The following is a 20174-nucleotide window of genomic DNA, read 5'->3' as shown; positions in this document are numbered from 1 at the left end:
CCGCAGCTCAGGTCAGCACGTCGCCGAGGTCGTAGGCGATCGGCCGGTCCAGCTGCTCGAACGTGCACGACCGGGCCTCGCGGTCGGGACGCCAGCGCTCGAACTGGGCGGTGTGGCGGAAGCGCATCCCCTCCATCTGGTCGTAGCGCACCTCGAGCACCCGCTCCGGCCGCAGCCGGACGAACGACACGTCCTTGCTGCCGGAGAAACGGCTCCGATCCGTCTCACCGGTCATCGCCGCTCCGCTGTCGTCGCGCTCGACCAGCGGCTCCAGTTCGTCGATCAGGGCGAGCCGCGTGGCGTCGGTGAAGGCGGAGACGCCGCCCACGTTGCGCAGCTGCCCGTCGCCGTCGTACAGCCCCACGAGCAGTGAGCCGACCCCGCGCCCGCTGGTGTGGATGCGGTAGCCGAGCACCACGACATCCGCGGTGCGGTGGTGCTTGATCTTCAGCATCGTCCGTTTGTTCGGGGCGTACGGCCCGGCGAGCGGCTTGGCGACGACGCCGTCGAGCCCGGCCCCTTCGAACTCGACGAGCCACCGCCGGGCCAGCTCGACCTCCGTGGTGGTGCGGGTCAGCTCGATCGGCGCGGGAAGGCCGCCTGCGAACTCCTCCAGCGCAGCACGGCGCTCGCCGAACGGGCGGTCGACGTACGACTCGTCGCCGATCGCGAGCAGGTCGAACGCGACGAACGTCGCGGGAGTCTGCTCCGCCAGCAGGTTCACACGGCTGGCCGCCGGGTGGATGCGCTGCGACAGCGCCTCCCAGTCCAGCCGCTGGCTGCCCGGTTCGCCGGTCGGCACCACGATCTCGCCGTCGAGCACGCACGGCGCGGGCAGGATGCGGCGGAACGCATCCACCAGTTCGGGGAAGTACCGGGTCAGCATCTTGGAGCCGCGGCTGCCGATCTCCACCGACTCCACCGCCCCGTCGCCCTCGGCGTAGACGATGGCGCGGAAGCCGTCCCACTTCGGCTCGTAGGTGAGGCCGCCCGCGACGCTGTCGGGCTCCGGCACGGCGGGTACCGCCTTCGCGAGCATCGGGGCGATCGGGGACGAGGCGTAGGGTCGCATGCTCCGATCATGCCGCGAAGCGCCGGCCTCCGGAAGGATGCGGTCACGCTGAGGATGCGCTCGGAGCCGGTGGATGTGAGGTAAGGCTTGCCTATACTGGACCACGATGTACCGTCCCGACCACGCCTCCCACACCGCCGCGACCGCGCATCACGACGACCGCGTGCAGTTCCTCGTCGTCGGCGACGAGACGTCGCTTCCGCAGGTGGAGGCCGAGCTGGCCCTGCTGCCGCTGTGCGCGCGGGGCCGCGTGTTCCTCGAGGTGGAGGAGGCCGCCCAGGTCGCGCCGCTGGCGACGCCGATGCGGATGACGGTCACCTGGCTGGCGCGGTCCGACCGCAGCGGCCGCCCCGGCTCCGGGGAGCGGTGCGCCCGCGGCGAGGCCGCCTCCCGTGCCGTCCGCGCTTGGTGCGCCGAGATGCTGTGCGACGGCCCGGGGAGACCCGCGCGATCGTCACGGGCGGATACGCCCTCGTGGCGGACGTGCGCGACCACCTCGTGCAGGCGGTCGGCATGGCGCCCGCCGCCGTCGTCGCTCCCGCCGTGCGCTGACGCGCCCGGCGCGCGGCGCCTCCCAGCATCGAGGGGTCGCAACACGCCGTTATCGCGCCGGCATAACGGCGTATTGCGACCCCTCGATCGCTGCCCAGTCGCGCCGCCGTCAGGCGGGCACGTCGAGCCCGACCAGCCCCTCCGTCACCGCCCACAGGTCGCGGCCCAGCTGCGCGTTCGCCGCCTGCGGGTGGGTGCGGCCATTCGCGTTCAGCCGGTCGAAGTACGTGCCGCTGGGCGCGCCCACCGGCGCGGGGCCCGCCAGCAACAACAGCGGCGCCGCGCCCGCCTGCACCGGGATGCCGAAGCTGCTGCGCGTGACCAGGTGGCCGAACCGGATCAGCGGCGACGAGTTGCCGAAGTTCGTGGCGATCGTGCCGGGATGGAACGAGTACGCCGTCACGCCGGTTCCGGTGAGCCGCTCCGCGAGCTCGGAGGCGAACAGGATGGTCGCCAGCTTGGCCGTGCCGTAGGCGCGCCAGCCGCCCTGCCACGGCCGCTGCTCCCAGTCGAGGTCGTCGACCCGGAGGCTGCCGAAGCGGTTCGCCATGCTGGCGGTCGACACGACGCGGACGTCGCGCCCGGCCGCCGCCGTCTCCACCAGCCGGGGACGCAGCAGCGCGGTGAGCAGGAACGGCGCGAGGTGGTTCGCCTGGATGGTGCGCTCATGCCCGTCCGCCGTCAGCTCCCGCTCGTGGTACAGGCCGCCCGCGTTGTTGGCGAGCACGTCGATCGTGTCGTAGCGGTCGAGGAGAGCGGCGGCGAGCGCCCGCACGTCGTCGAGCCGTTCGAAGTCGGCGAGGAACGGGGTGGCCCCGATCCGCTCCGCGACCGCGCGGGTCCGCTCCGGGTTGCGGCCGACGACCGCGACCTCGTCGCCTCCGGCCGCGAGCTGCTCGGCGGCGACCGCGCCGATGCCCGAGCTCGCCCCCGTGATCACGATGGTCCGGGTCATCGGTAGCCGCCCTTCTCGAGGCCCGCCTCGATCTCGAATCGGTTGCGCAGCGGGTCGCGGCCCGCCGCGAAGTAGAGCAGCGGGAACAGCATCCCGTACCGCTGCCACTGACGCTTGTGGACCGCTTCGTGCTCCAGCACGTCGTCCGTCACGTTGTGGTCCGTGAGGTAGACGCCGCCCACGCACGAGCCGCCGCGGCCGAAGGTGCGACGGGGCATGCCGCGGAAGACGATCAGCCCGGCGCGCTGCTCCACCCGTCCGGTGCTCCACAGGAACCCCCAGACGAGGCCGACGGCCGTGGCGTACAGGTAGCCCAGGCGGCTCAACGGGGAGTCGAGCAGCAGGATACCGAGCGGCGTGCGGTCGAAGGCGCTCACTGCTCGGGCCGGCCGTACGTCTCGAGCAGCCGCAGCCAGACCTCGCTGATGGTCGGGTACGACGGCACCGCGTGCCAGAGCCGGTCGAGCGGCACCTCGCCGACGACCGCGATCGTCGCCGAGTGCAGCAGCTCGCCGACGTCCTGGCCGACGAACGTGACGCCGAGGATCACCTTGCGGTCCTCATCCACCACCATGCGCGCCGTGCCCTCGTAACCGTCCGCGACGACGTGCGCCCCGGACACGCTGCCGATCTTGTAGTCGACGACGCGGATGCGATGCCCGGCCTTCTCGGCGCGCTCGGCGGTCAGCCCCACCGACGCGATCTCCGGGTCGGTGAAGGTCACCTGCGGCACCGCTTCGTGGTCCGCGGTCGCGACGAAGGCGCCCCACGGCTCCAGCGACACCTCGCGGCCGTGCGCGCGGGCGGCGATCGCGTCGCCGGCCGCGCGGGCCTGGTACTTGCCCTGGTGCGTGAGCAGAGCCCGGTGGTTGACGTCGCCGACGCCGTACAGCCAGCCGCCGTCGACCGGCTCGCCGTCGGCGCCGAGCACGCGCATGCTGTCGTCGACCTTCAGCCAGGCGCCGTCCTCCAGCCCGAAGGCGTCGAGGCCGATTCCGAAGGTGCGGGGCACGCGACCGGTCGCGACCAGGAACTCGTCGGTCTCGACGACCGCCCCGTCGTCGAGGTGCAGGCGGAACCCGCCGTCGTCGGTGCGCTCGACGCGCTGGGGCGTCGTGTCGAGGTGGAGCACCACCCCGAGCTTCTTCAGGGAGGCGGCAACCAGTTCGCCGGCGAACGGCTCGTCGCCGCCGAGCAGCGCCCCGCGCGCGATCAGATGCACCTCGGTGCCGAAGCCGGCATACGCCGTCGCCATCTCGGTGGCGACGACCCCGCCGCCCAGGATGGCGAGCGAGACCGGCACGCGCTGCGCGCTCGTCGCCTCGCGGCTCGACCACGGCTCGCTCTCGCGGAGTCCCGGGATGTCCGGCATCAGGGCGGCCGAGCCGGTCGACACGGCGACCGCGTGTTTCGCCCGCAGCACGGTGACGGTGCCGTCTTCGGCAGTGACGGTCACCTCCTTCGGCGCGGTGATGACACCCCAGCCGCGCACCAGGTCGATGCCCGCGCCGGTCAGCCACGTGACCTGGCCGTCGTCCTTCCAGTTGCTGGTCATGTCGTCGCGCCGCTTGAGCACGGCGGCGACGTCGAGCGGGCCGGTGACCGCCTCACGGGCTCCGCCGACCTTCTGCGTCGCGCGGAGCAGGGCGCCGCTGCGCAGCAGCGTCTTCGACGGCATGCACGCCCAGTAGGAGCACTCGCCGCCGACCAGCTCGGATTCGACGACGACGGTGCGCATCCCGCCCTGCACGGCCCGGTCGGCGACGTTCTCACCGACGGCGCCCGCGCCCATGACGATCACGTCGTAGTCCCTGGTCTCGCTCATCTCTCTCCTGCTCTGCGGGGCGCCGCGACGCCGCCCGCTCTCTGTCTGTTCGGGGTGCCGGGTCGAACGGATGGATTCAGCGGCCCACGAACCGGGCCTCCGTGCGCGTGAGGAACGCCTCCATCCCGATGCGCGCGTCCTCGCTCGCGACGAGCCGCACCAGGGCCGGCTGCAGCTCCGCTTCGGCCGCGGCGTCGCCGTCGCGCACCGCTCGCTTGGCGTTGGCGAGCGCGGCCTGAACCGCCAGGGGCGCCTGCGCGGCGATCCGCTCGGCGAGCTCCAGGGCGCGGTCGAAGTGGGCGCCGTCGTCCACGACCTCCTGCACCAGGCCGATCCGGTGGGCCTCCTCGGCGTCGAACAGGTCGCCGGTGAGGATGTAGCGCATCGCGTCGCCCCAGCCGACCGCGCGCGGGAAGCGGAGGGTCGCGCCGCCGAACGGCAGGATGCCGCGGGTCACCTCGATCTGGCCGAAGCGGGTGCCGCGCGCCGCGACGGCGATGTCGGAGGCGAGGATCAGCTCGATCCCGAGCGTCAGGCAGGTGCCCTGCACGGCGATGACCACCGGCTTGGTGAGCTGGCGACCGGAGACCTGCCAAGGGTCGACGCCGTTGGGACCTACGAACGAGAGCCCGTCGCGGCCGATGCGGGGCCCCAGATCGGCGAGGTCGAGTCCAGCGGTGAAGTGGTCTCCGACCGCGTGCACCAGGCCGACGCGCAGCTCCGGGTCGCGTTCCAGCTCGCCGTAGGCGTCCGCCAGCAGGCTGAGCAGCTCGAAGTCGGCGGCGTTGCGCTTGTCGGGGCGGTTCAGCCCGATCAGCAGGATGTGCCCGCGCCGTTCGGTCAGGATCTTGGGCTCGCTCATGTCTCCCACGCTAGCGGTCACCGTCCGTCCCGCCGGGCGTGCCGTCGGCCGGCGCCGCGGGCGTGCCAGGCGTGCCGGTCGTGCCGGTCGGTCCGGTCAGCGCACCCAGGATGCGCAGGATCACCGGAAGGTCGTGCCCGGCGGCGTCCGGCGTCTCCGGCGCGAACTCCATCAGCCCCGCGCCGGCGAGCTCGAACCGCCGCCGCAGGGCGCGGATCGTCTCGGTGAGGCGTTCCGGCTGCACCCCGAACGGTTCCGGCGACGTGATGCCCTCGATCGCGGAGGGGTCGAGCACGTCAAGGTCGATGTGGAGGTAGACCGCGCTCGCGCCGGTGGCGGCGACCACGTTCACAATCGTCTCCGGATCGTCGAGCTCGCCCGAGGTCACGACGCGGATGCCCTGCTCGTCCACGTAGGCGGACTCGCCGTCGTCGAGCGCTCGCGTCCCCGCCAGCACCAGCTGGGCGGGATCGAGCCGGTCCGCGCCGCTCGAGGCGAGGCCCTCCGGTCCGTCGCCGAGGATCGCCCGCAGCACCATGCCGCAGAACGCGCCCGAGGGGGAGGACTCCACGTCGTTCAGGTCGCCGTGCGCGTCGAACCACACGACGGCGACCTCGCCGGATGGATGCGCCGCCAGCGCGTGCTGCACCGCGGCGAGCTCGGCGCCGCAGTCGCCGCCGATCGTGACGACGGGCGCCTCCAGCAGACCGAGCTCGGCCTGGGCCGCCTCGCGGACGACGGCGAGGGAGGAGAACCGGTTCACGCCCGTGCCCAGCGACTCGCCCGCGGCCGCGGGCACCGGCACCTGGTGGGTGCGCGCGGTCGGAAGGTCGCCGCGGATGGCGTCGGCGCCGTCGATGAGACGCATGGCGCGCGACGACCCGGAGCCCTGCCACTGCGGCACGACGAGGAACGAGGCGGCGCTCACCCCTGGGAACCCGACGTCACGGCCGGCTGCGCGCCGCCCGACTTGAGTGCGGCGAGCCGTGCCTCCACCTCGGTCATCTCGCCCAGGTCGTCCAGCTGCTCGAACTGGGCGTCGAGGCTGGAAGCGGCGAGCTCCTGCGATCCGCGGACCTTGGCCTCCTCGCGGCGGATCTTCTCCTCGAAGCGGGAGACCTCGCTGGTCGGGTCCATGATGTCGACGCTCTTGACCGCATCCATCACCTGGGCCTGCGCCTGCGCGCTCTTGGCCCGCGCGATCAGCTCGGCGCGCTTGCTCTTCAGCTGCTCCAGCTTCTCCTTCATGCCGTCGAGGCCGGTCTTGAGCTTCTCGACCACCTCGGTCTGCGCGGCGATCTGCGGCTCCGCGGCCTTCGCCTCGTTCTCGGCGGAGATCTGCCGCTGGAGCGCGACTTTGGCCAGATTGTCGAACTTGTCGGCGTTGGCCGTGTCCCCGGATGCGCGATACTGGTCGGCCTGGCGGCTGGCGGCCAGCGCCTTGTCGCCCCACTCGCTCGCCGCCTCCACGTCTTCGCGATGGTCGTCCTCGAGCAGCCGGAGGTTGCCGATCGTCTCCGCGATGGCGCTCTCGGCGTCGGCGATGCTGTTCGTGAAGTCGCGGACCATCTGGTCCAGCATCTTCTCCGGGTCCTCCGCCTGGTCGAGGAGGGCGTTGATGTTCGCCCGCATCAACTGCGAGATCCGTCCGAAGATGGACTGTTTCGCCATGTGCTCTTCCTTTCGCTCCCGCCCCCGATGGGCGCTCGTTCCGTGCTTTCCGGTGTTCAGAACCGTCCGCCCCCGCGCCGGCTGCGCGTGCCGCCTCCACCGAAGCTGCCGGCGCTGAAGCCGCCGCCTCCACCGCCGCCGAAGCCTCCACCGCCGCCGAAGCCGCCTCCGCCGCCCCAACCGCCGCCGCCGCCCATCCCGCCGCGCAGCACCGAGTCGATGAGGATGCCGCCGAGGATCGCGCCCATGGCGCCGCCGCCTCCGCCGCGCGAGGTGCCGCCTCCGAACACGTCGCCGAGGCCGCCGGGCATACCGCCGCCGGACGGGAACCCGCCGACGTCCTGCTGCGCGAGCTGGGTCGCCTCGTCGGCGAGCTGCGCTGCGCGCTGCGCGAGCGCCAGGGCGGACACCGCGTCGGTGGCCGCCGTCTGCTCTGCCTGCACCACCAAGCGTCCCGCTTCCGCGAGGCGGGTGCGGGCCTCGGGCCCGACCGCGCCGCGGCGTGCCGTGATGAAGTCCTCGCAGGCGGAGACGCGGGCCTTCGCGGTGAGCAGCGTCTGCTGCAGCGCCGACTGCGCGCGCTGCGCCTGTGCGCGCGCATCCCGCACCCCCTGCAGCACCGCGTCGATGGAGCGGTTGGCGCCGTCGAGGCGCTGGGCGAGCTCGAGCGGGTTCACCCGCCCGGCCGCCAGCTTCGCTTTCACGTCGTCCACCGTCGCCTGGGTGCCGGCGACCGCCGCGGCGATCGTTCCACCCGGGTCGCTGGATGCGGCGAGCGCCCGCGCTTCGGCCAGGTCGCTGGTCAGCTCGGAGAGCGTGCCGTCGAGCGACTGCTGCGCCGCGGCGAGGTCCGCGCCGAGCCGGTCGACTGCGTCGAGCAGCAGGCCGGCCTGATCGGCCGACTCCTCGGCCGCCCGCACGCCGACCGCTGCGGCGCCGGCCGCGGCGGCCGCGCCACCCGCGCCGGCCGCGCCGCCTGCGGCGGCCGCGTCGCCTGCGGCGGCCGCGTCGCCTGCGGCGGCCGCGTCGCCTGCGGCGGCCGCGTCGCCTGCGGCGGCCGCGTCGCCTGCGGCGGCCTTCTGCGCCGCCCCGGCCAGTGCCGTGTCGGCGAAGTCGAGGCGCTGCTCCGCCTGCTCGACGTTGTCGTGCACCGTGGCGAGCGACGCGTCGGTGTAGCGCTGCGCGAGACCGTCGAGTGTGGCCCGGGTGGTCGCGAGCCGCTGCCGCAGTGCCGTCGCCTGCGCTTGGATCTCGGCGGTCGCCTGCGGGATACGCTTCTCGAGCGCCCGCAGCTCGTCGAACGCGTCGGCCTGCGCGTCGAGCGCCTGATTGGCCGCAGCGCACAGCTGCACGATGTGGATGTTCCACTCGCGCCGCTGCTCGTCCGTGTCGGGTTCCGCATCGTCCAGTCGCTGCTTGAGCGTGAAGGCCTCGCGCAGCTGCGCCTTCGCCCCGTCGAGCGCCGCCTGGAACGGCACCACCGCATCCGTCCCGTACTGCGCGGTCGCGAAACCGAGCTCGTCCTCGCTGGTGCGGATCGCGTCGTCCGTCTGCACCAGCGCCGACCCGGCGCGTCGTTCGAGCTCGTCCAGCGGGATGCTCTGCAGCTCGCTCTGCGGTGTGGTCGGACCCGCGGCGGCCTGCTTCTTGCGCGCACCGCGCGAGCGCACCAGCACGAAGATGACGACGCCGACGATCACGACTCCGATCAGGAACACCCAGAAGAACGCCGCGCCGCCGCCACCCCCGCCGACCGCGTCGCCCAGCCCGGTGGCCGCAGCGACGCCCGCGCCGGCCCAATCGTTCGCGTGCAGCCTCGGCTCGATGTCGTCCTGCTCGATGCGGTCGAGCTGGTCTGCGCTGACCGGGCCGTTGTCGTCGCCCGACAGGTAGTAGGTGCGGCCGTCGGTGGCCACAGCGAGCAGGTAGTCGCGCTGGCCGAGGCCGTTCTTGGCGGCCGTCTCGTTCGCCCAGTCCGCGGCTTCGGTGGGGTCGGTGAACTCGGGCACGTAGACCACGTAGAGGTCGATGCGGTGGTCGTCGTACAGCTTCTTCGCCGCGTCCGCGACGCCCGCCTCCTCGGAACCGCTGAGCACGTTCGACTGGTCGACGACGTGGTTGGGGCCGAGGTCCACGGGTTCGGACGCCAGGGCGGGGGAGGCCGCGCCCGCGACCGGGGCGACGACGAGACCCAGCGCGAGAAGGGACCGGGTCAGCAGACGTCGCACGCGCACCCACCCACTCTCTCGGGTCCGGCTGATACTCCGCCGAGTCTATGCGGGCTCCCGGGCGCTGTCACTGTTTCCGCCTGTTACGGGCACCCGTGCGCTCCCTCCTCCGGGCTGCTGGGATGGAGGGACCCGGTCGAGAGGAGGAGCGCATGTCCGACGCACCCGCCCTCGCCGTCGTCGAGGCGACGCGCGACCGGTCGCACGACCCCGCGTACCACGAGTACGTGCAGCTGCTGGTCGGCAACGTCATCGCCGAAGCGGAGACGCAGGGCTGGGCGGTCGCCCGGTTGGCCGCCGACCGCGGGGCCGACGCGCTGCTCGCCGACACCGCTGACGCGGATGCGGTCGTCATCGTCGGCGGGGAGGACATCCACCCCGACTTCTATGGCGGCCCGACCGGTTACCCGAACGAGTCGCGGCACCTGCCCGCGGCGGACGCCGCCCAGATCGCGCTCGTGCACGCCGCCCTCGTGCGGCGCACGCCGCTGCTCGGGATCTGCCGCGGCCTCCAGATCGTCAATGTCGCGCTGGGCGGGACGCTCGTGCAGGACCTGGGGGAGGAGTGCGGTCACGTGAACCGCGGCGTCCCCATCCCGCAGGTGCTCACCACGCACACCGCCCACGCCGAGCCCGGCAGCCGCATCGCCGAACTGCTCGGCGAGCAGCCGATCGAAGTCCGCAGCGCCCACCACCAGGCGGTCGACCTGCTCGGCGCGGACCTCGTCGTGGCGGCGCGGTCGCACGACGGCCACGTCGAGGCGGTCGAGCACCGGGATGCGCCGGTGCTCGCTGTGCAGTGGCACCCGGAGGATGTCGCCGCGCCGTGCGGGCAGCTCCGGAGCCTCCTCGGGGCCCTCTCCGCGCGGGCGGCCGTCTTCGCCTGACCACTGGTCGACCGGAGGCCGGCCGGACAGTGCTCAGGCGCGCCGGCTCTGTGAGAGCTGCCGGAGGAGTTGTTCGCGTTCCTCGGCGTGCCGCTTCGCCATGGTCGCGACGTCTTCTTCGAAGCGGGCGATCACGGGAGTGGCTCCACGGATGTTCCCCTCGATCTCGTCGGAGACCCGTCGGAGTTCTGCTTGGAATCCTGGGTCGTCGGCGACGCCTGCTCGAGCGGCGAGTGCGTAGAAGTCCTCTTGCATCCGGAACATCCGGGAGCGGTAGTCCGCGACGAATTCGTCGGCCTGTTCGATCCGGTCGCGGGCAGCTCGGATGGCGTCGTCCTGGGCCTGTTCGAGTTCGCCGCGAACGTGCGCTTTCAACCCTCCGCGTCGAACCCGAGACTCAGCTTGCGCAGCAGCCCGGCGAGGCGTTCGGCGTCGGCGGCGGACAGGCCGTCGAGCAGCTCCGCCTCGGCATCCACGAGGCGGGTGATCGCCGCATCCACCCGGGTGAGGCCCTGCGCGGTCATCTGCACCAGGATGCCGCGGCCGTCGTTCGGGTCGGTGCGCCGCTCGACCAGGCCGCGCGCGACGAGCCGGTCGATGCGGTTGGTCATCGTGCCGGAAGACACGAGGGTCTGCTGGAGCAGCGACTTCGGGCTCAACTGGTACGGCGTGCCCGCCCGGCGCAATGCGGCCAGCACGTCGAACTCCCATGACTCGAGGTCGGAGCGGTCGAACGCGCCGCGCCGGGCACGGTCGAGGTGGCGGGAGAGGCGGTCGACCCGCGACAGCACCTGCAGCGGGGCGAAGTCGAGGTCCGGGCGCTCGCGCAGCCAGGCGTCCACGATGCGGTCCACCTCGTCGCGTGCGTCGGCCATCCCCCCATGCTATTGGGGGATGGCCATGCTCTTGGGGGATGCCATGCTCTTGGGGGATGGCCGGACCGCGTCTGGCAGACTGTCATCTGCGCGACGCGCGTGTTCCGCCTTGGTGTAATGGCAGCACGACAGCCTTTGGAGCTGTTAGGTCCAGGTTCGAGTCCTGGAGGCGGAGCGTACGAACAGCACGACCCCTGGAGGGACATGACCGACCAGAATCTCGCCATCGTCGTCCTCGCGGCGGGGCAGGGCACGCGGATGAAGTCCGCGACCCCCAAGCTGCTCCATCCGCTGGGCGGCATCCCGATCGTGTCCCACGTGCTGGCGACCGCGCGCGAGCTGGACGCGGCACACGTGATCGCCGTCGTCCGTCACGAGCGCGACCGGCTGGCGGAGGTCATCGGCGCCGACATGCCGGAGGCCGTGATCGTCGACCAGGACGAGGTCCCCGGCACCGGCCGCGCGGTCGAGCAGGCCGTCGCCGCGCTCCCGGACGACTTCACCGGCGACGTGCTGGTGGTCAACGGCGACGTCCCGCTGCTGGATGCGGGCACGCTGCGCGAGCTCGTCGAGCGCCACCGGTCCGGCGAGGCCGCGGCGACCATCCTGTCGTCCTTCCCGGCCGACGCCACCGGCTACGGCCGCATCGTCCGCACCCCGGAAGGCCACCTCGACCGCATCGTGGAGCACAAGGACGCCACCGAGGACGAGCGCGCGATCGGCGAGATCAACGCTGGCATCTACCTGTTCGGCCTGGCCGCGCTGCGTGACAAGCTCGCGCTCGTTTCGACCGACAACGCGCAGGGCGAGAAGTATCTGACCGACGTGATCGGGCTGCTCCGCGAGGCGGGGTTCGACGTGGATGCGCTGCCCGTCGCGGAGTCGTGGCTGGTCGAGGGCATCAACGACCGCGCCCAGCTCAGCGACGCCGCGGCGAAGCTGAACGCGCTCATCGTCCGCACCTGGCAGCTCGCCGGCGTGACCGTGCAGGACCCGGCCACGACCTGGATCGACGTCAAAGCGAAGCTCGCCCCCGACGTGACGGTCCTCCCCGGCACCCAGCTGCGCGGCGCGACGGTCGTCGAGACCGGCGCCACCATCGGCCCGGACACGACGCTCACCGACACCGAGGTCGGCGAGGGCGCGACTGTGACGCGCACCGACGCGACGCTCGCCGTGATCGGCGCCGGTGCGACGGTCGGCCCGTTCGCCTACCTGCGTCCCGGAACCGTGCTCGGCGCGCGCGGCAAGATCGGCACCTTCACCGAGACCAAGAACGCGGTCATCGGCGAGGGCACGAAGCTCGCGCACTTCAACTACGTGGGCGACGCCGAGGTGGGGGAGAAGGGCAACCTCGGCGCCGGGGTCATCACGGCCAACTACGACGGTGTGAACAAGCACCGCACGGTCATCGGCTCCCACGTCCGGATCAGCACGAACACCGTGCTCGTAGCTCCCGTTAGGATGGGTGACGGAGCGTACACGGGGGCTGGCACGGTCGTCCGCAAGGACGTCCCCGCCGGAGCCCTCGCCATCACCGTCGCTCCTCAACGCAATATCGAAGGCTGGGTCGCCGAGAAGCGGCCGGGCACGGACGCCGACAGAGCGGCTCGCGCAAGCGACGCGTCGGAAGAGAGCGGAGCGTAAGTGTCAGGGATCACCGCGACCGGCCAGAAAAGACTCGTCCTCATCTCCGGTCGCGCGCATCCCCAGCTCGCCCAGGAGATCGCCGAGTGCCTCGGGAGCGAGCTGATCCCGACCGACGCTCGCACCTTCGCCAACGGCGAGATCTACGCGCGCTTCGATGAGAGCGTCCGCGGGTCGGACGCGTTCGTCATCCAGTCGCACACCTCCCCGATCAACGAGTGGCTCATGGAGCAGCTCATCATGGTGGATGCGCTCAAGCGCGCCTCCGCCAAGCGCATCACGGTCGTCGCCCCGTTCTACCCGTACGCCCGACAGGACAAGAAGGGCCGCGGCCGCGAGCCGATCTCGGCGCGCCTCGTCGCCGACTTGTTCAAGGCCGCCGGCGCCGACCGCATCATGTCGGTGGACCTCCACGCCGCCCAGATCCAGGGCTTCTTCGACGGCCCGGTCGACCACCTGTTCGCGATGCCCGTGCTGCTCGAGCACATGCGCCGCGAGCTCGACCCCGCGACACTGACCGTCGTGTCGCCCGACATGGGCCGCGTGCGCGTCGCCGACATCTGGAGCGACAAGCTCGGGGCGCCGCTGGCGATCATCCACAAGCGCCGGGACCCGCTGGTCCCGAACCAGGTCTTGGTGCACGAGATCGTGGGCGAGGTCGACGGCCGCGTCTGCCTGCTGGTGGACGACCTGATCGACACCGGCCGCACCATCGTCAAGGCCGCCGAGGCGCTCAAGGCCGCTGGCGCCACCGGCGTCGTCGTCGCCGCGACGCACGCGGTGTTCAGCGACCCGGCCGTCGAGCTGCTGCAGAGCGAAGCGATCGACTCGGTCGTGGTGACCGACACCCTCCCGCTGCCCGAGCACAAGCGCTGGGAGGGCCTGACGGTGCTGCCGATCGCGCCGCTGCTGGCGAACGCGATCCGCGAGGTGTTCACCGACGGTTCGGTGACGTCGATGTTCGACGGGGCGGCGTAATACTCCGCTCCCCGCGCGTCACGAACGGGGCATAGCTGCGTCCTTATGAGTAGTGCTGTATTTCAGCGCTTTCTACATGCACTTTAAGGACGGCATCAGTGACTGATTCGAAGGACCCCGGAGAGCAGGGCCAACCGACGCCGCAACCGCGCGATCCCGCACCCCATGAGTTCGCGGCAGCGGAGCCGGAACGTCCCCTTGCGGCTGCACCCCGGCGCGGTCTGGCAACCGGTGCGATCGTCGGCATCGCGTCAGGGGGCATCGCCCTGCTCGCGGCCATTGCGGTGGTGGTCGCCTTCGCGATCGTGCCGGCGATCGCCAATGCGAGCGGGCCGACGCCGTCGGACGTCGCCCGCGATTTCATGACCGCGCTCGCCAAGGCAGACTCGAAGACGGTGCTCGGCTACATCGAGAGCGACAAGAGCGCGCCGTTCGCCACGGAAAAGGCGCTTCGGGCTTCGAACAAGCTCGCCCCGATTCGTGTGGTAACGATTGGTAAGCCCACCAAGGAAACCTCGAACGAGGCGTTCATCCCCGTCTCGTACACGATCGGCGGCAAGGCGTTCCAGGCCACGCTCGACGTGTATGACGCAGGGGAAGGCGGCTGGAAGGTACAGGATCCCTCCGTTCTCTTGTACGTCGACCGGTTCCGCCCGCTCGGTGCGACGCTCAATGGCGTCCCGGTGACGAGCGCCACCGTGCGTGTCCTTCCCGGCACGTACGAACTCACGCTCAAGAACAAGTACTACGCCGTCGACGGCGAATCGAAGCTCACCGTCGCCTTCGGCAAGGCGCCGGAGATGAACGACAGGAAGCCCGTGCTCTCCGAGGTCGGCCAGACCACTTTTCGAACGATGGTGAAACAAGCCATCGACGCCTGTGTGGCCTCTCCGAACCTGGACGCGGGGTGCGGCATCCAGCTCTCGGGTTCGAGCTCAGACGGCACGACCCTCGTCGAGGGCTCGTTGTCCCGTTCTCTGAGTGCTTCCGTCGCGGCGAAGGTCGATTCGATCGAGGGCACCGTCGGCATCTCGAATCCCCTCCTGGTCAACGGAGGCTTTCTCGGAGCGGTCGAGACGACGGGGCAGTGTCAGAAGGACGGCAAGCAGGGCGCCTGCAAGCTGCTTTTCGGCAGCGGGGGACTGGGCAGCCCGACGGTCGACTTCTCGTCCGATCCGCCCACTCTGAGATGGGATTCGCGCAGCTTCTGACCGGATGACTCGCACCGGCCGCCGGGACACTCACGGCAGCCGGTGCGGAGCCGAGGGGATGAGACCCAGCGGTGCCACCCACGTGGCGTCCCCTTCGGTGTTGAGCGCGTAGCACTGCCATCCCGGCCCGACCGGACCGGTCAGCTCGAACCGCGCGGATGAGCTGAGCGCGTCCGGCTGGTACTGCCGCGCGTAGACGGAGCAGGTGTAGTCGGCGGTCTGCGTCTGGATGCTGACGGTGAGCAGGATGCCCGGCAGCAGCAGTGCGACGAGCGCGACGACCACGAACACGCGGCTGGCGACCGTCATCGTCCGCCCGCGGAGCGGTCGCTCCCCGAGGGGCTCGTACTCCGCGAGCTCCGGATGGTCCTCGTACGTCACCCTCCCATCCTCCCTCTCCGCCGCCGTCGAGTACACAGAAATCACCGAACGCGCCTCCTGCCGTCGCGTCGTGTCCGCAATCGGTGACGGCGGATACAAACGGAATATTCTGCATGACTATGGGCACCGTGAGGAAGCTGGCAGTTGTCGGGCTCGTCCTTGCGTTGCTCGCGGGGGTGAGCGGTTGTTCGTTGATAGGAGACACGTTGGGGCAGAAGACGACGATGAAAGAGAACTTGGAGTACCAGCGGGCCGTGGCGCTGATCTTCATCAAGTACAAGCCCGCCGTGGAAGTGATCACTTTTACTCAGGAGGGGAGCATCGACGGTTCGGGTGAGTGGGCCGCCAATGCGGTGGTCACGATCGGGGGGAAGGAGTATCAGGAGATCATCGGCGTGAGCGTCACAGGGGGCGATCCGCTTCCAGATACTCCGGCCACCTACACGCCTGGACCAGTGACCGTGAACTACAGCGACGGCACGTCGGAGGTGTTGAGGTGACAACCGCAGAAGACTACGAATCCGTCGCCAACTTTGTGTACAAGCTCGACCCTAAACTGCGGAAGCCTATTCCGACGGTCGGAACCCGCTTCAACACCGACCAGGACGAGCACAAGCAGTTGTGGGAAATAGTCGAGGTCGCCGCCAACGCGAAGGACGGGTTCCAGGCGATGGCGGTCGCCCCCGTCAGGGGTGGCGAGGTCGACTACTCCCACATCGAGATCGCGTACGCGGGCACAAACTTCGACGATCCGCACGATATCGCCGCGGACGTGGGCGTGATGCTGGCGACGCAGTCGGCGCAACTCGAAGAGGCGAAGGCGTTCGCGGAGAAGGTGAAGCAGAAGCATACGCATTCCACGTTCTCGACGGTGGGGCACTCGTTGGGCGGGTTCCTCGCGCTGTTCGTGGCGGCGGAGAACCGGTGGTCGTCGACGACCTTCAATTCGCCGGATGCGTACCGGGTGATGACTCCGGAAACCCGGGCGTGGCTGGACGCGCAGAACGCCGCCGGCACCAATCCACTGACCAACTACGTGAACAGGTTCGACACCGTCGGAAACTTCTTCACGAACAAGACCGGCTCGGCGGTCTTCGTCGACGACGACGCGGGAAGGTCGCTTTTGGACTACCACAACATCGGAAAAAACAAGAACGGCAAAGCCAACTCTTTCCGTTTCGATGCCGACGGCGGCGTCGTCGGCGCGGGAGTGAAGCAGGTCGACTACGGTGTCATCCTCTACAACCTGGATCAGACTTCGCTCGCTGGCGCCGCCTGGGGAGCTCCGAAGAATTCTCCCTACCCGAAGGTGCTGGTCGCCATGGAGCCCGCCTTCGTCCTCGCGGAGAAGATCGGCGGCGTGACCGAGCAGCTGAAGGCGATCAAATCCCGCAACAGTGGCCTGAGCGCGAAGATGCAGGCGGCGCTCGATGAGGCGAAGCGCGAATATCCCGCCAACCATGTGTACGTCACGCACGTCGACGTAGCGAACTGCGTCGCCGTCCACGCACTCGAGGTCCACCAGAACATCGACCTCGACTCGGTGAGATCGGTCGACAAGCTTGTCGACCAGCACATCCGCACGGTGGCTGCTCTCCAGAAGGGCATCCACAACGCCATCATCAATACCTTGGCTGAGGATGTGAAGGCCGCCGCCGCCTTCACGAGCCGGTCAGGAAGGTAGGAACTCATGCGTAACCCATCCAGCAACGGCGGCGAGTCGATCGCCGACACCCTCGGCAAAGACATCCCGTCCTCAGAAGCGACCCTGGAGGCGATCGAGGAGCAGCTCCGTCGCGCGAGCGAGCAGCTGCTGAACTCCACCTTCCCGACGGATGTGCACAACCGGTACACCACGATCGGCGCCGACGAGGCGGCCGCGATCAAACGCCTGGCCGACGAGATCCACCGCACCCTGACCAGCCTCGACGCCGGCGACACCGTGCTTTCCGGCAAGGTCGCGGAGAAGGTCCGGGCCGGGATCGCGGAGATCACGGGCCACAACGATTACGCGCACGCGGCGAAGAGCATCCACTGATGGGCGACAGGTCACTGAGGGATCTGGAAGACGCCCAGCAGCAGGCCGAGGCCGCCGCACGACGGTGGATCGAGAATGCCGAGGAGCACCTCGACACCTACCGGTCGGAGATCCACCGGGTACAGGAACGATTTCACGAACACGCCGCGTATCGCGGCATCGCGGACGAGCCCGCCATCCGAAAGGGGCTGCAGCGGTCCGTCGAGGAGAGCGACGACACCATTCGCACCGCCCGCTACGCCATCCAGCAACTCGAAGAAGACCTCCACGCACTGACCGCCCGGCACCGCGACGAGCGCGAGGAGTTCCTCGCTCAGCAGAAGGTCACCTGACTGCTCATCGCAGCCGAACACGGCTCGACGGCCGTGCGGACATCCCGCAGGCCCATCCCCAGCGGAGCTGGTGACCCTGAAGACGAGGCATCATCATCAAGAAACCACAGACGATCAGAATCATCTCAAGCCTGAGCGTCGCCACGCTCGCGCTGCTGGGGCTGACCGGGTGCGGCCCAGAGATCTGGGGCGGTTCCCCGAGCACAGCGAATATGGCGCGCGTCGCTTCTCACATCCACGAGGCCCTGAAGGATGTGGGCGCGACCGGAACCGTGTCGAAGTTGACGGCCAAGCACGGCGGCTTCGACATCGGTGGCATCCACGCAAACTTCGACTACTCGGAGGTCGTGGACGGAACCACCGTGACCGTTCCTGTGCCGGATATCACGTTCGATAACCACGGGGAGGCCGGCAAAGATCTCGGCGAGCGCATCCGCGATGAGATCCTCGAAGCGCTTCCGCACACGCATCAGCCGGACTATGCGGCGACCCGTGACGCGAACACAAGAGCTATCAGGGCCGCAATTCCGGCCCTGGGCCGGGTGACGATCACCGATGAGAGCGAAGCGTTCGGATTCGGCTACGAGGATCGTGAGTTCACCCAGGGGCGGACGGACGCGGACGAAACGTGGTTCGAGGCCACGGCGGCGGACAACCTGCAGTCGAGCAACCCCCGGCGCAGAGCCTTCTTCGGCTACTACGCTCTCCCGCCGGCCGAAGTCCTCCAGCACACCACCTTCCGCTTCGCCTTCACGGACGTGTCGGCTGAAGCGAAAAAAGCCGCTGACGGCCCGCAGATCTGCGGGCAGGATCGAATAGTCCTCGAAGAGGAGGATGTCAACGTTGTCCGTGCCACCGTGACAGCGCTCGCCCCCACAACCATCCCCGCAGGGCGGTACCAGGCATCGCTGAGCTTCGGCGACGCCCACGGGGCGCAGCCGTATTCGTTCGACGTGACCCCGGCGGGTGTCGTTCTGTCGCCGGGCTTCGAAGAGTTCCACAGCCCCTGCATGAAGCTGGCCGCACGGACATCTCAGTTGCGCGCCGATTGACACGCAACTGAGATGTCCCGGGTGGGGCGTGCCCCGAGGGCGTCAGTGCGTGGAGGGCTCCGTGGAGATCTCGGTGCGGTCGCCGGACCACAGGGTGTGGAAGACGCCGTCCTTGTCGACGCGCTTGTAGGTGTGCGCGCCGAAGAAGTCGCGCTGGCCCTGCACGAGGGCGGCGGGGAGGCGCTTGGAGGCGAGCGAGTCGTAGTACGAGAGCGCCGAGCCGAAGCCGGGCACCGGCACGCCGGAGAGCGCGGCGGTGGCGACGATGCGGCGCCAGGCGGCCTCGCCCTCGCGGACGGCGTCGGCGAAGTACGGCGCCTCGAGCAGCGTGGCGATGTTCGGGTTCTCGTCGTAGGCGTCGGCGATGCGGTTCAGGAACTGAGCGCGGATGATGCAGCCGCCGCGCCAGATCTTCGCGATCTTGTCCTTGTGGATGTCCCAGCCGTACTTCTCGGCGCCCGCGATGATCGCGTCGAAGCCCTGCGCGTACGCGACGACCTTGGAGGCGTACAGCGCCTTCGAGACGTCGTCGGCGAACGCGGCCACGTCGGACGCCTTCTGCACGTCCGGCCGCGACTGGATGGTCGCCTGCACGGCCGCGCGCTGCTCCGGCTTCGACGACACGGCGCGGGCGAACACGGCCTCGGCGATGCCGCCGACCGGCACGCCCAGGTCGAGCGCGTTCTGCACGGTCCAGACACCGGTGCCCTTGGAGCCGGCCTGGTCGAGGACGATGTCGATGAACGGCTTGCCGGTCTCCGCATCCACCTGCCGCAGCACCTCGGCCGTGATCTCGATCAGGTACGACTCGAGGTAGCCGTTGTTCCACTCGGCGAACACGTCCGCGATCTGCGCGGGCTCCAGCCCGCCGACGGTGCGCAGCAGGTCGTACGCCTCGGCGATGAGCTGCATGTCGGCGTACTCGATGCCGTTGTGGATCATCTTCACGAAGTGGCCGGCGCCGTCGGTTCCGACGTGGGTCACGCACGGCTCGCCCTCGGCGACCGCGGCGATCGACTCCAGGATGGGGCCGAGCGTCGTGTACGACTCCACCGAGCCGCCGGGCATGATCGACGGGCCGTTCAGTGCACCCTCCTCGCCGCCGGAGATGCCGGCGCCGACGAAGTGGATGCCCGTGGGTGCGATCCGCTTCTCGCGCGCGATGGTGTCGTGGAAGTTCGCGTTGCCGCCGTCGACGATGATGTCGCCCGGCTCGAACCGCTCCGCCAGCTGGTCGATCACGGCGTCGGTGCCCTTGCCGGCCTGCACCATGATGATCGCGGTGCGCGGCTTCGACAGCGAGGCGACGAAATCGTCGATCTGCTCGGCCGACACGAACCCGGCCTCCGGGTGCGCGTTCACCAGCTCCTCGGTGCGAGCGTAGGTGCGGTTGAACACGGCGACCGTGTTGCCCTCGCGGGAGGCGAGGTTGCGGGCCAGGTTCGAGCCCATCACCGCCAGACCGACGACTCCGATGTTGGCGGTTGCTTGCTGTGACACGTAGTGCTCCTTCGTGAAGCCGCGACGGACGGGGGCCGTCCGCCACGACGGGATGTAGTCGGGGGGTCAGCTCTCCCGCGGGTGGCAAGAATCGAGCAGTCCCTTCAG

At 70.1% G+C, this 20174-nt stretch carries 22 protein-coding genes, 1 tRNA gene and 1 pseudogene; 12 read left to right on the top strand and 12 right to left on the bottom strand.

Annotated elements, in window-relative coordinates; genetic code table 11:
* Positions 1-7: 7 nt before the first annotated feature.
* A complete protein-coding gene (locus ACR9Y5_RS13115) occupies positions 8-1072 on the bottom strand; it encodes an ATP-dependent DNA ligase (RefSeq protein ID WP_481298353.1) in 1065 nt (354 codons plus the stop codon).
* A gap of 106 nt (positions 1073-1178) precedes the next feature.
* On the opposite strand from ACR9Y5_RS13115, the pseudogene ACR9Y5_RS13110 reads away from it, so the two are divergent.
* Positions 1179-1364: pseudogene (locus ACR9Y5_RS13110) on the top strand (SIP domain-containing protein); the annotation flags it as partial.
* A 131-nt stretch (positions 1365-1495) separates the two neighbouring features.
* A complete protein-coding gene (locus ACR9Y5_RS13105; protein ID WP_481298352.1) occupies positions 1496-1624 on the top strand; it encodes a hypothetical protein in 129 nt (42 codons plus the stop codon).
* A 109-nt stretch (positions 1625-1733) separates the two neighbouring features.
* Here the strand turns inward: ACR9Y5_RS13105 and ACR9Y5_RS13100 are convergent, their stop codons facing one another.
* From ACR9Y5_RS13100 to ACR9Y5_RS13070, 7 genes are all read right to left on the bottom strand, one after another.
* The gene (locus tag ACR9Y5_RS13100) at positions 1734-2579 is read right to left on the bottom strand and encodes an SDR family NAD(P)-dependent oxidoreductase (protein WP_481298351.1); all 846 of its coding nucleotides are present in this window, start codon (positions 2577-2579) and stop codon (positions 1734-1736) included.
* On the bottom strand, positions 2576-2956 hold the full coding sequence (locus ACR9Y5_RS13095; RefSeq protein WP_481298350.1) for a Fe-S oxidoreductase: 381 nt from the start codon (positions 2954-2956) through the stop codon (positions 2576-2578). The genes ACR9Y5_RS13100 and ACR9Y5_RS13095 overlap by 4 nt, the downstream gene beginning before the upstream one ends.
* Positions 2953-4404: a dihydrolipoyl dehydrogenase family protein gene (locus ACR9Y5_RS13090; RefSeq protein WP_481298349.1), complete on the bottom strand. Its 1452-nt coding sequence runs from the start codon at positions 4402-4404 to the stop codon at positions 2953-2955. The genes ACR9Y5_RS13095 and ACR9Y5_RS13090 overlap by 4 nt, the downstream gene beginning before the upstream one ends.
* 76 nt (positions 4405-4480) lie before the next feature.
* Positions 4481-5266, bottom strand: coding sequence for a crotonase/enoyl-CoA hydratase family protein (locus ACR9Y5_RS13085; protein WP_481298348.1), 786 nt, complete (start codon positions 5264-5266; stop codon positions 4481-4483).
* Between the two features lie 10 nt (positions 5267-5276).
* The gene (locus tag ACR9Y5_RS13080; protein WP_481298347.1) at positions 5277-6194 is read right to left on the bottom strand and encodes an arginase family protein; all 918 of its coding nucleotides are present in this window, start codon (positions 6192-6194) and stop codon (positions 5277-5279) included.
* The gene (locus ACR9Y5_RS13075) at positions 6191-6937 is read right to left on the bottom strand and encodes a PspA/IM30 family protein (protein ID WP_481298346.1); all 747 of its coding nucleotides are present in this window, start codon (positions 6935-6937) and stop codon (positions 6191-6193) included. The genes ACR9Y5_RS13080 and ACR9Y5_RS13075 overlap by 4 nt, the downstream gene beginning before the upstream one ends.
* Positions 6938-6993: 56 nt before the next feature.
* A complete protein-coding gene (locus ACR9Y5_RS13070) occupies positions 6994-9171 on the bottom strand; it encodes a TPM domain-containing protein (RefSeq protein WP_481298345.1) in 2178 nt (725 codons plus the stop codon).
* A 146-nt stretch (positions 9172-9317) separates the two neighbouring features.
* Between ACR9Y5_RS13070 and ACR9Y5_RS13065 the strand changes: the two genes are divergently transcribed.
* A complete protein-coding gene (locus tag ACR9Y5_RS13065) occupies positions 9318-10052 on the top strand; it encodes a gamma-glutamyl-gamma-aminobutyrate hydrolase family protein (protein ID WP_481298344.1) in 735 nt (244 codons plus the stop codon).
* Between the two features lie 33 nt (positions 10053-10085).
* Here ACR9Y5_RS13065 and ACR9Y5_RS13060 read toward each other — a convergent pair whose 3' ends face one another.
* Both ACR9Y5_RS13060 and ACR9Y5_RS13055 read right to left on the bottom strand, forming a co-directional pair.
* Positions 10086-10427 (bottom strand): hypothetical protein, encoded by a 342-nt coding sequence (locus ACR9Y5_RS13060; RefSeq protein ID WP_481298343.1) that lies wholly within the window; start codon positions 10425-10427, stop codon positions 10086-10088.
* Positions 10424-10927: a MarR family winged helix-turn-helix transcriptional regulator gene (locus ACR9Y5_RS13055; protein WP_310130335.1), complete on the bottom strand. Its 504-nt coding sequence runs from the start codon at positions 10925-10927 to the stop codon at positions 10424-10426. Before ACR9Y5_RS13055 ends, ACR9Y5_RS13060 begins: the two co-directional genes overlap by 4 nt.
* A 103-nt stretch (positions 10928-11030) precedes the next feature.
* On the opposite strand from ACR9Y5_RS13055, the gene ACR9Y5_RS13050 reads away from it, so the two are divergent.
* From ACR9Y5_RS13050 to ACR9Y5_RS13035, 4 genes are all read left to right on the top strand, one after another.
* Positions 11031-11102: transfer RNA gene (locus tag ACR9Y5_RS13050), tRNA-Gln, on the top strand.
* A gap of 29 nt (positions 11103-11131) precedes the next feature.
* Complete coding sequence (gene glmU / locus ACR9Y5_RS13045; protein WP_481298342.1) at positions 11132-12574, top strand: bifunctional UDP-N-acetylglucosamine diphosphorylase/glucosamine-1-phosphate N-acetyltransferase GlmU; 1443 nt, start codon at positions 11132-11134, stop codon at positions 12572-12574.
* On the top strand, positions 12575-13552 hold the full coding sequence (locus ACR9Y5_RS13040) for a ribose-phosphate diphosphokinase (RefSeq protein WP_481298341.1): 978 nt from the start codon (positions 12575-12577) through the stop codon (positions 13550-13552).
* Between the two features lie 98 nt (positions 13553-13650).
* A complete protein-coding gene (locus ACR9Y5_RS13035; RefSeq protein ID WP_481298340.1) occupies positions 13651-14763 on the top strand; it encodes a hypothetical protein in 1113 nt (370 codons plus the stop codon).
* Between the two features lie 30 nt (positions 14764-14793).
* On the opposite strand, the gene ACR9Y5_RS13030 is transcribed toward ACR9Y5_RS13035, so the two are convergent.
* On the bottom strand, positions 14794-15144 hold the full coding sequence (locus tag ACR9Y5_RS13030) for a hypothetical protein (protein ID WP_481298339.1): 351 nt from the start codon (positions 15142-15144) through the stop codon (positions 14794-14796).
* A 128-nt stretch (positions 15145-15272) separates the two neighbouring features.
* Between ACR9Y5_RS13030 and ACR9Y5_RS13025 the strand changes: the two genes are divergently transcribed.
* The 5 genes from ACR9Y5_RS13025 (at position 15273) to ACR9Y5_RS13005 (ending at position 18566) form a co-directional block, all read left to right on the top strand.
* Positions 15273-15644 carry a hypothetical protein gene (locus tag ACR9Y5_RS13025; protein ID WP_481298338.1) on the top strand — a complete coding sequence of 124 codons (372 nt, stop codon included), beginning with the start codon at positions 15273-15275 and terminating at the stop codon, positions 15642-15644.
* 35 nt (positions 15645-15679) lie between these two features.
* Positions 15680-16828, top strand: coding sequence for a Tle-like phospholipase domain-containing protein (locus ACR9Y5_RS13020; protein WP_481298337.1), 1149 nt, complete (start codon positions 15680-15682; stop codon positions 16826-16828).
* Between the two features lie 6 nt (positions 16829-16834).
* Positions 16835-17182: a hypothetical protein gene (locus ACR9Y5_RS13015; protein ID WP_481298336.1), complete on the top strand. Its 348-nt coding sequence runs from the start codon at positions 16835-16837 to the stop codon at positions 17180-17182.
* Entirely contained in the window at positions 17182-17514 is a 333-nt protein-coding gene (locus ACR9Y5_RS13010; protein WP_481298335.1) for a hypothetical protein, read from the top strand. The genes ACR9Y5_RS13015 and ACR9Y5_RS13010 overlap by 1 nt, the downstream gene beginning before the upstream one ends.
* Before the next feature lie 212 nt (positions 17515-17726).
* Positions 17727-18566 (top strand): hypothetical protein, encoded by an 840-nt coding sequence (locus ACR9Y5_RS13005; RefSeq protein WP_481298334.1) that lies wholly within the window; start codon positions 17727-17729, stop codon positions 18564-18566.
* A gap of 42 nt (positions 18567-18608) precedes the next feature.
* On the opposite strand, the gene gndA is transcribed toward ACR9Y5_RS13005, so the two are convergent.
* Positions 18609-20018 carry an NADP-dependent phosphogluconate dehydrogenase gene (gene gndA / locus ACR9Y5_RS13000; RefSeq protein ID WP_481299580.1) on the bottom strand — a complete coding sequence of 470 codons (1410 nt, stop codon included), beginning with the start codon at positions 20016-20018 and terminating at the stop codon, positions 18609-18611.
* Positions 20019-20174: the final 156 nt, after the last annotated feature.

Source organism: Leifsonia sp. KNZ13-11D (genome assembly GCF_056754895.1).
The sequence above is the reverse complement of the archived record's forward strand: the minus strand, read 5'-3'. Positions and strand labels throughout refer to the sequence as shown.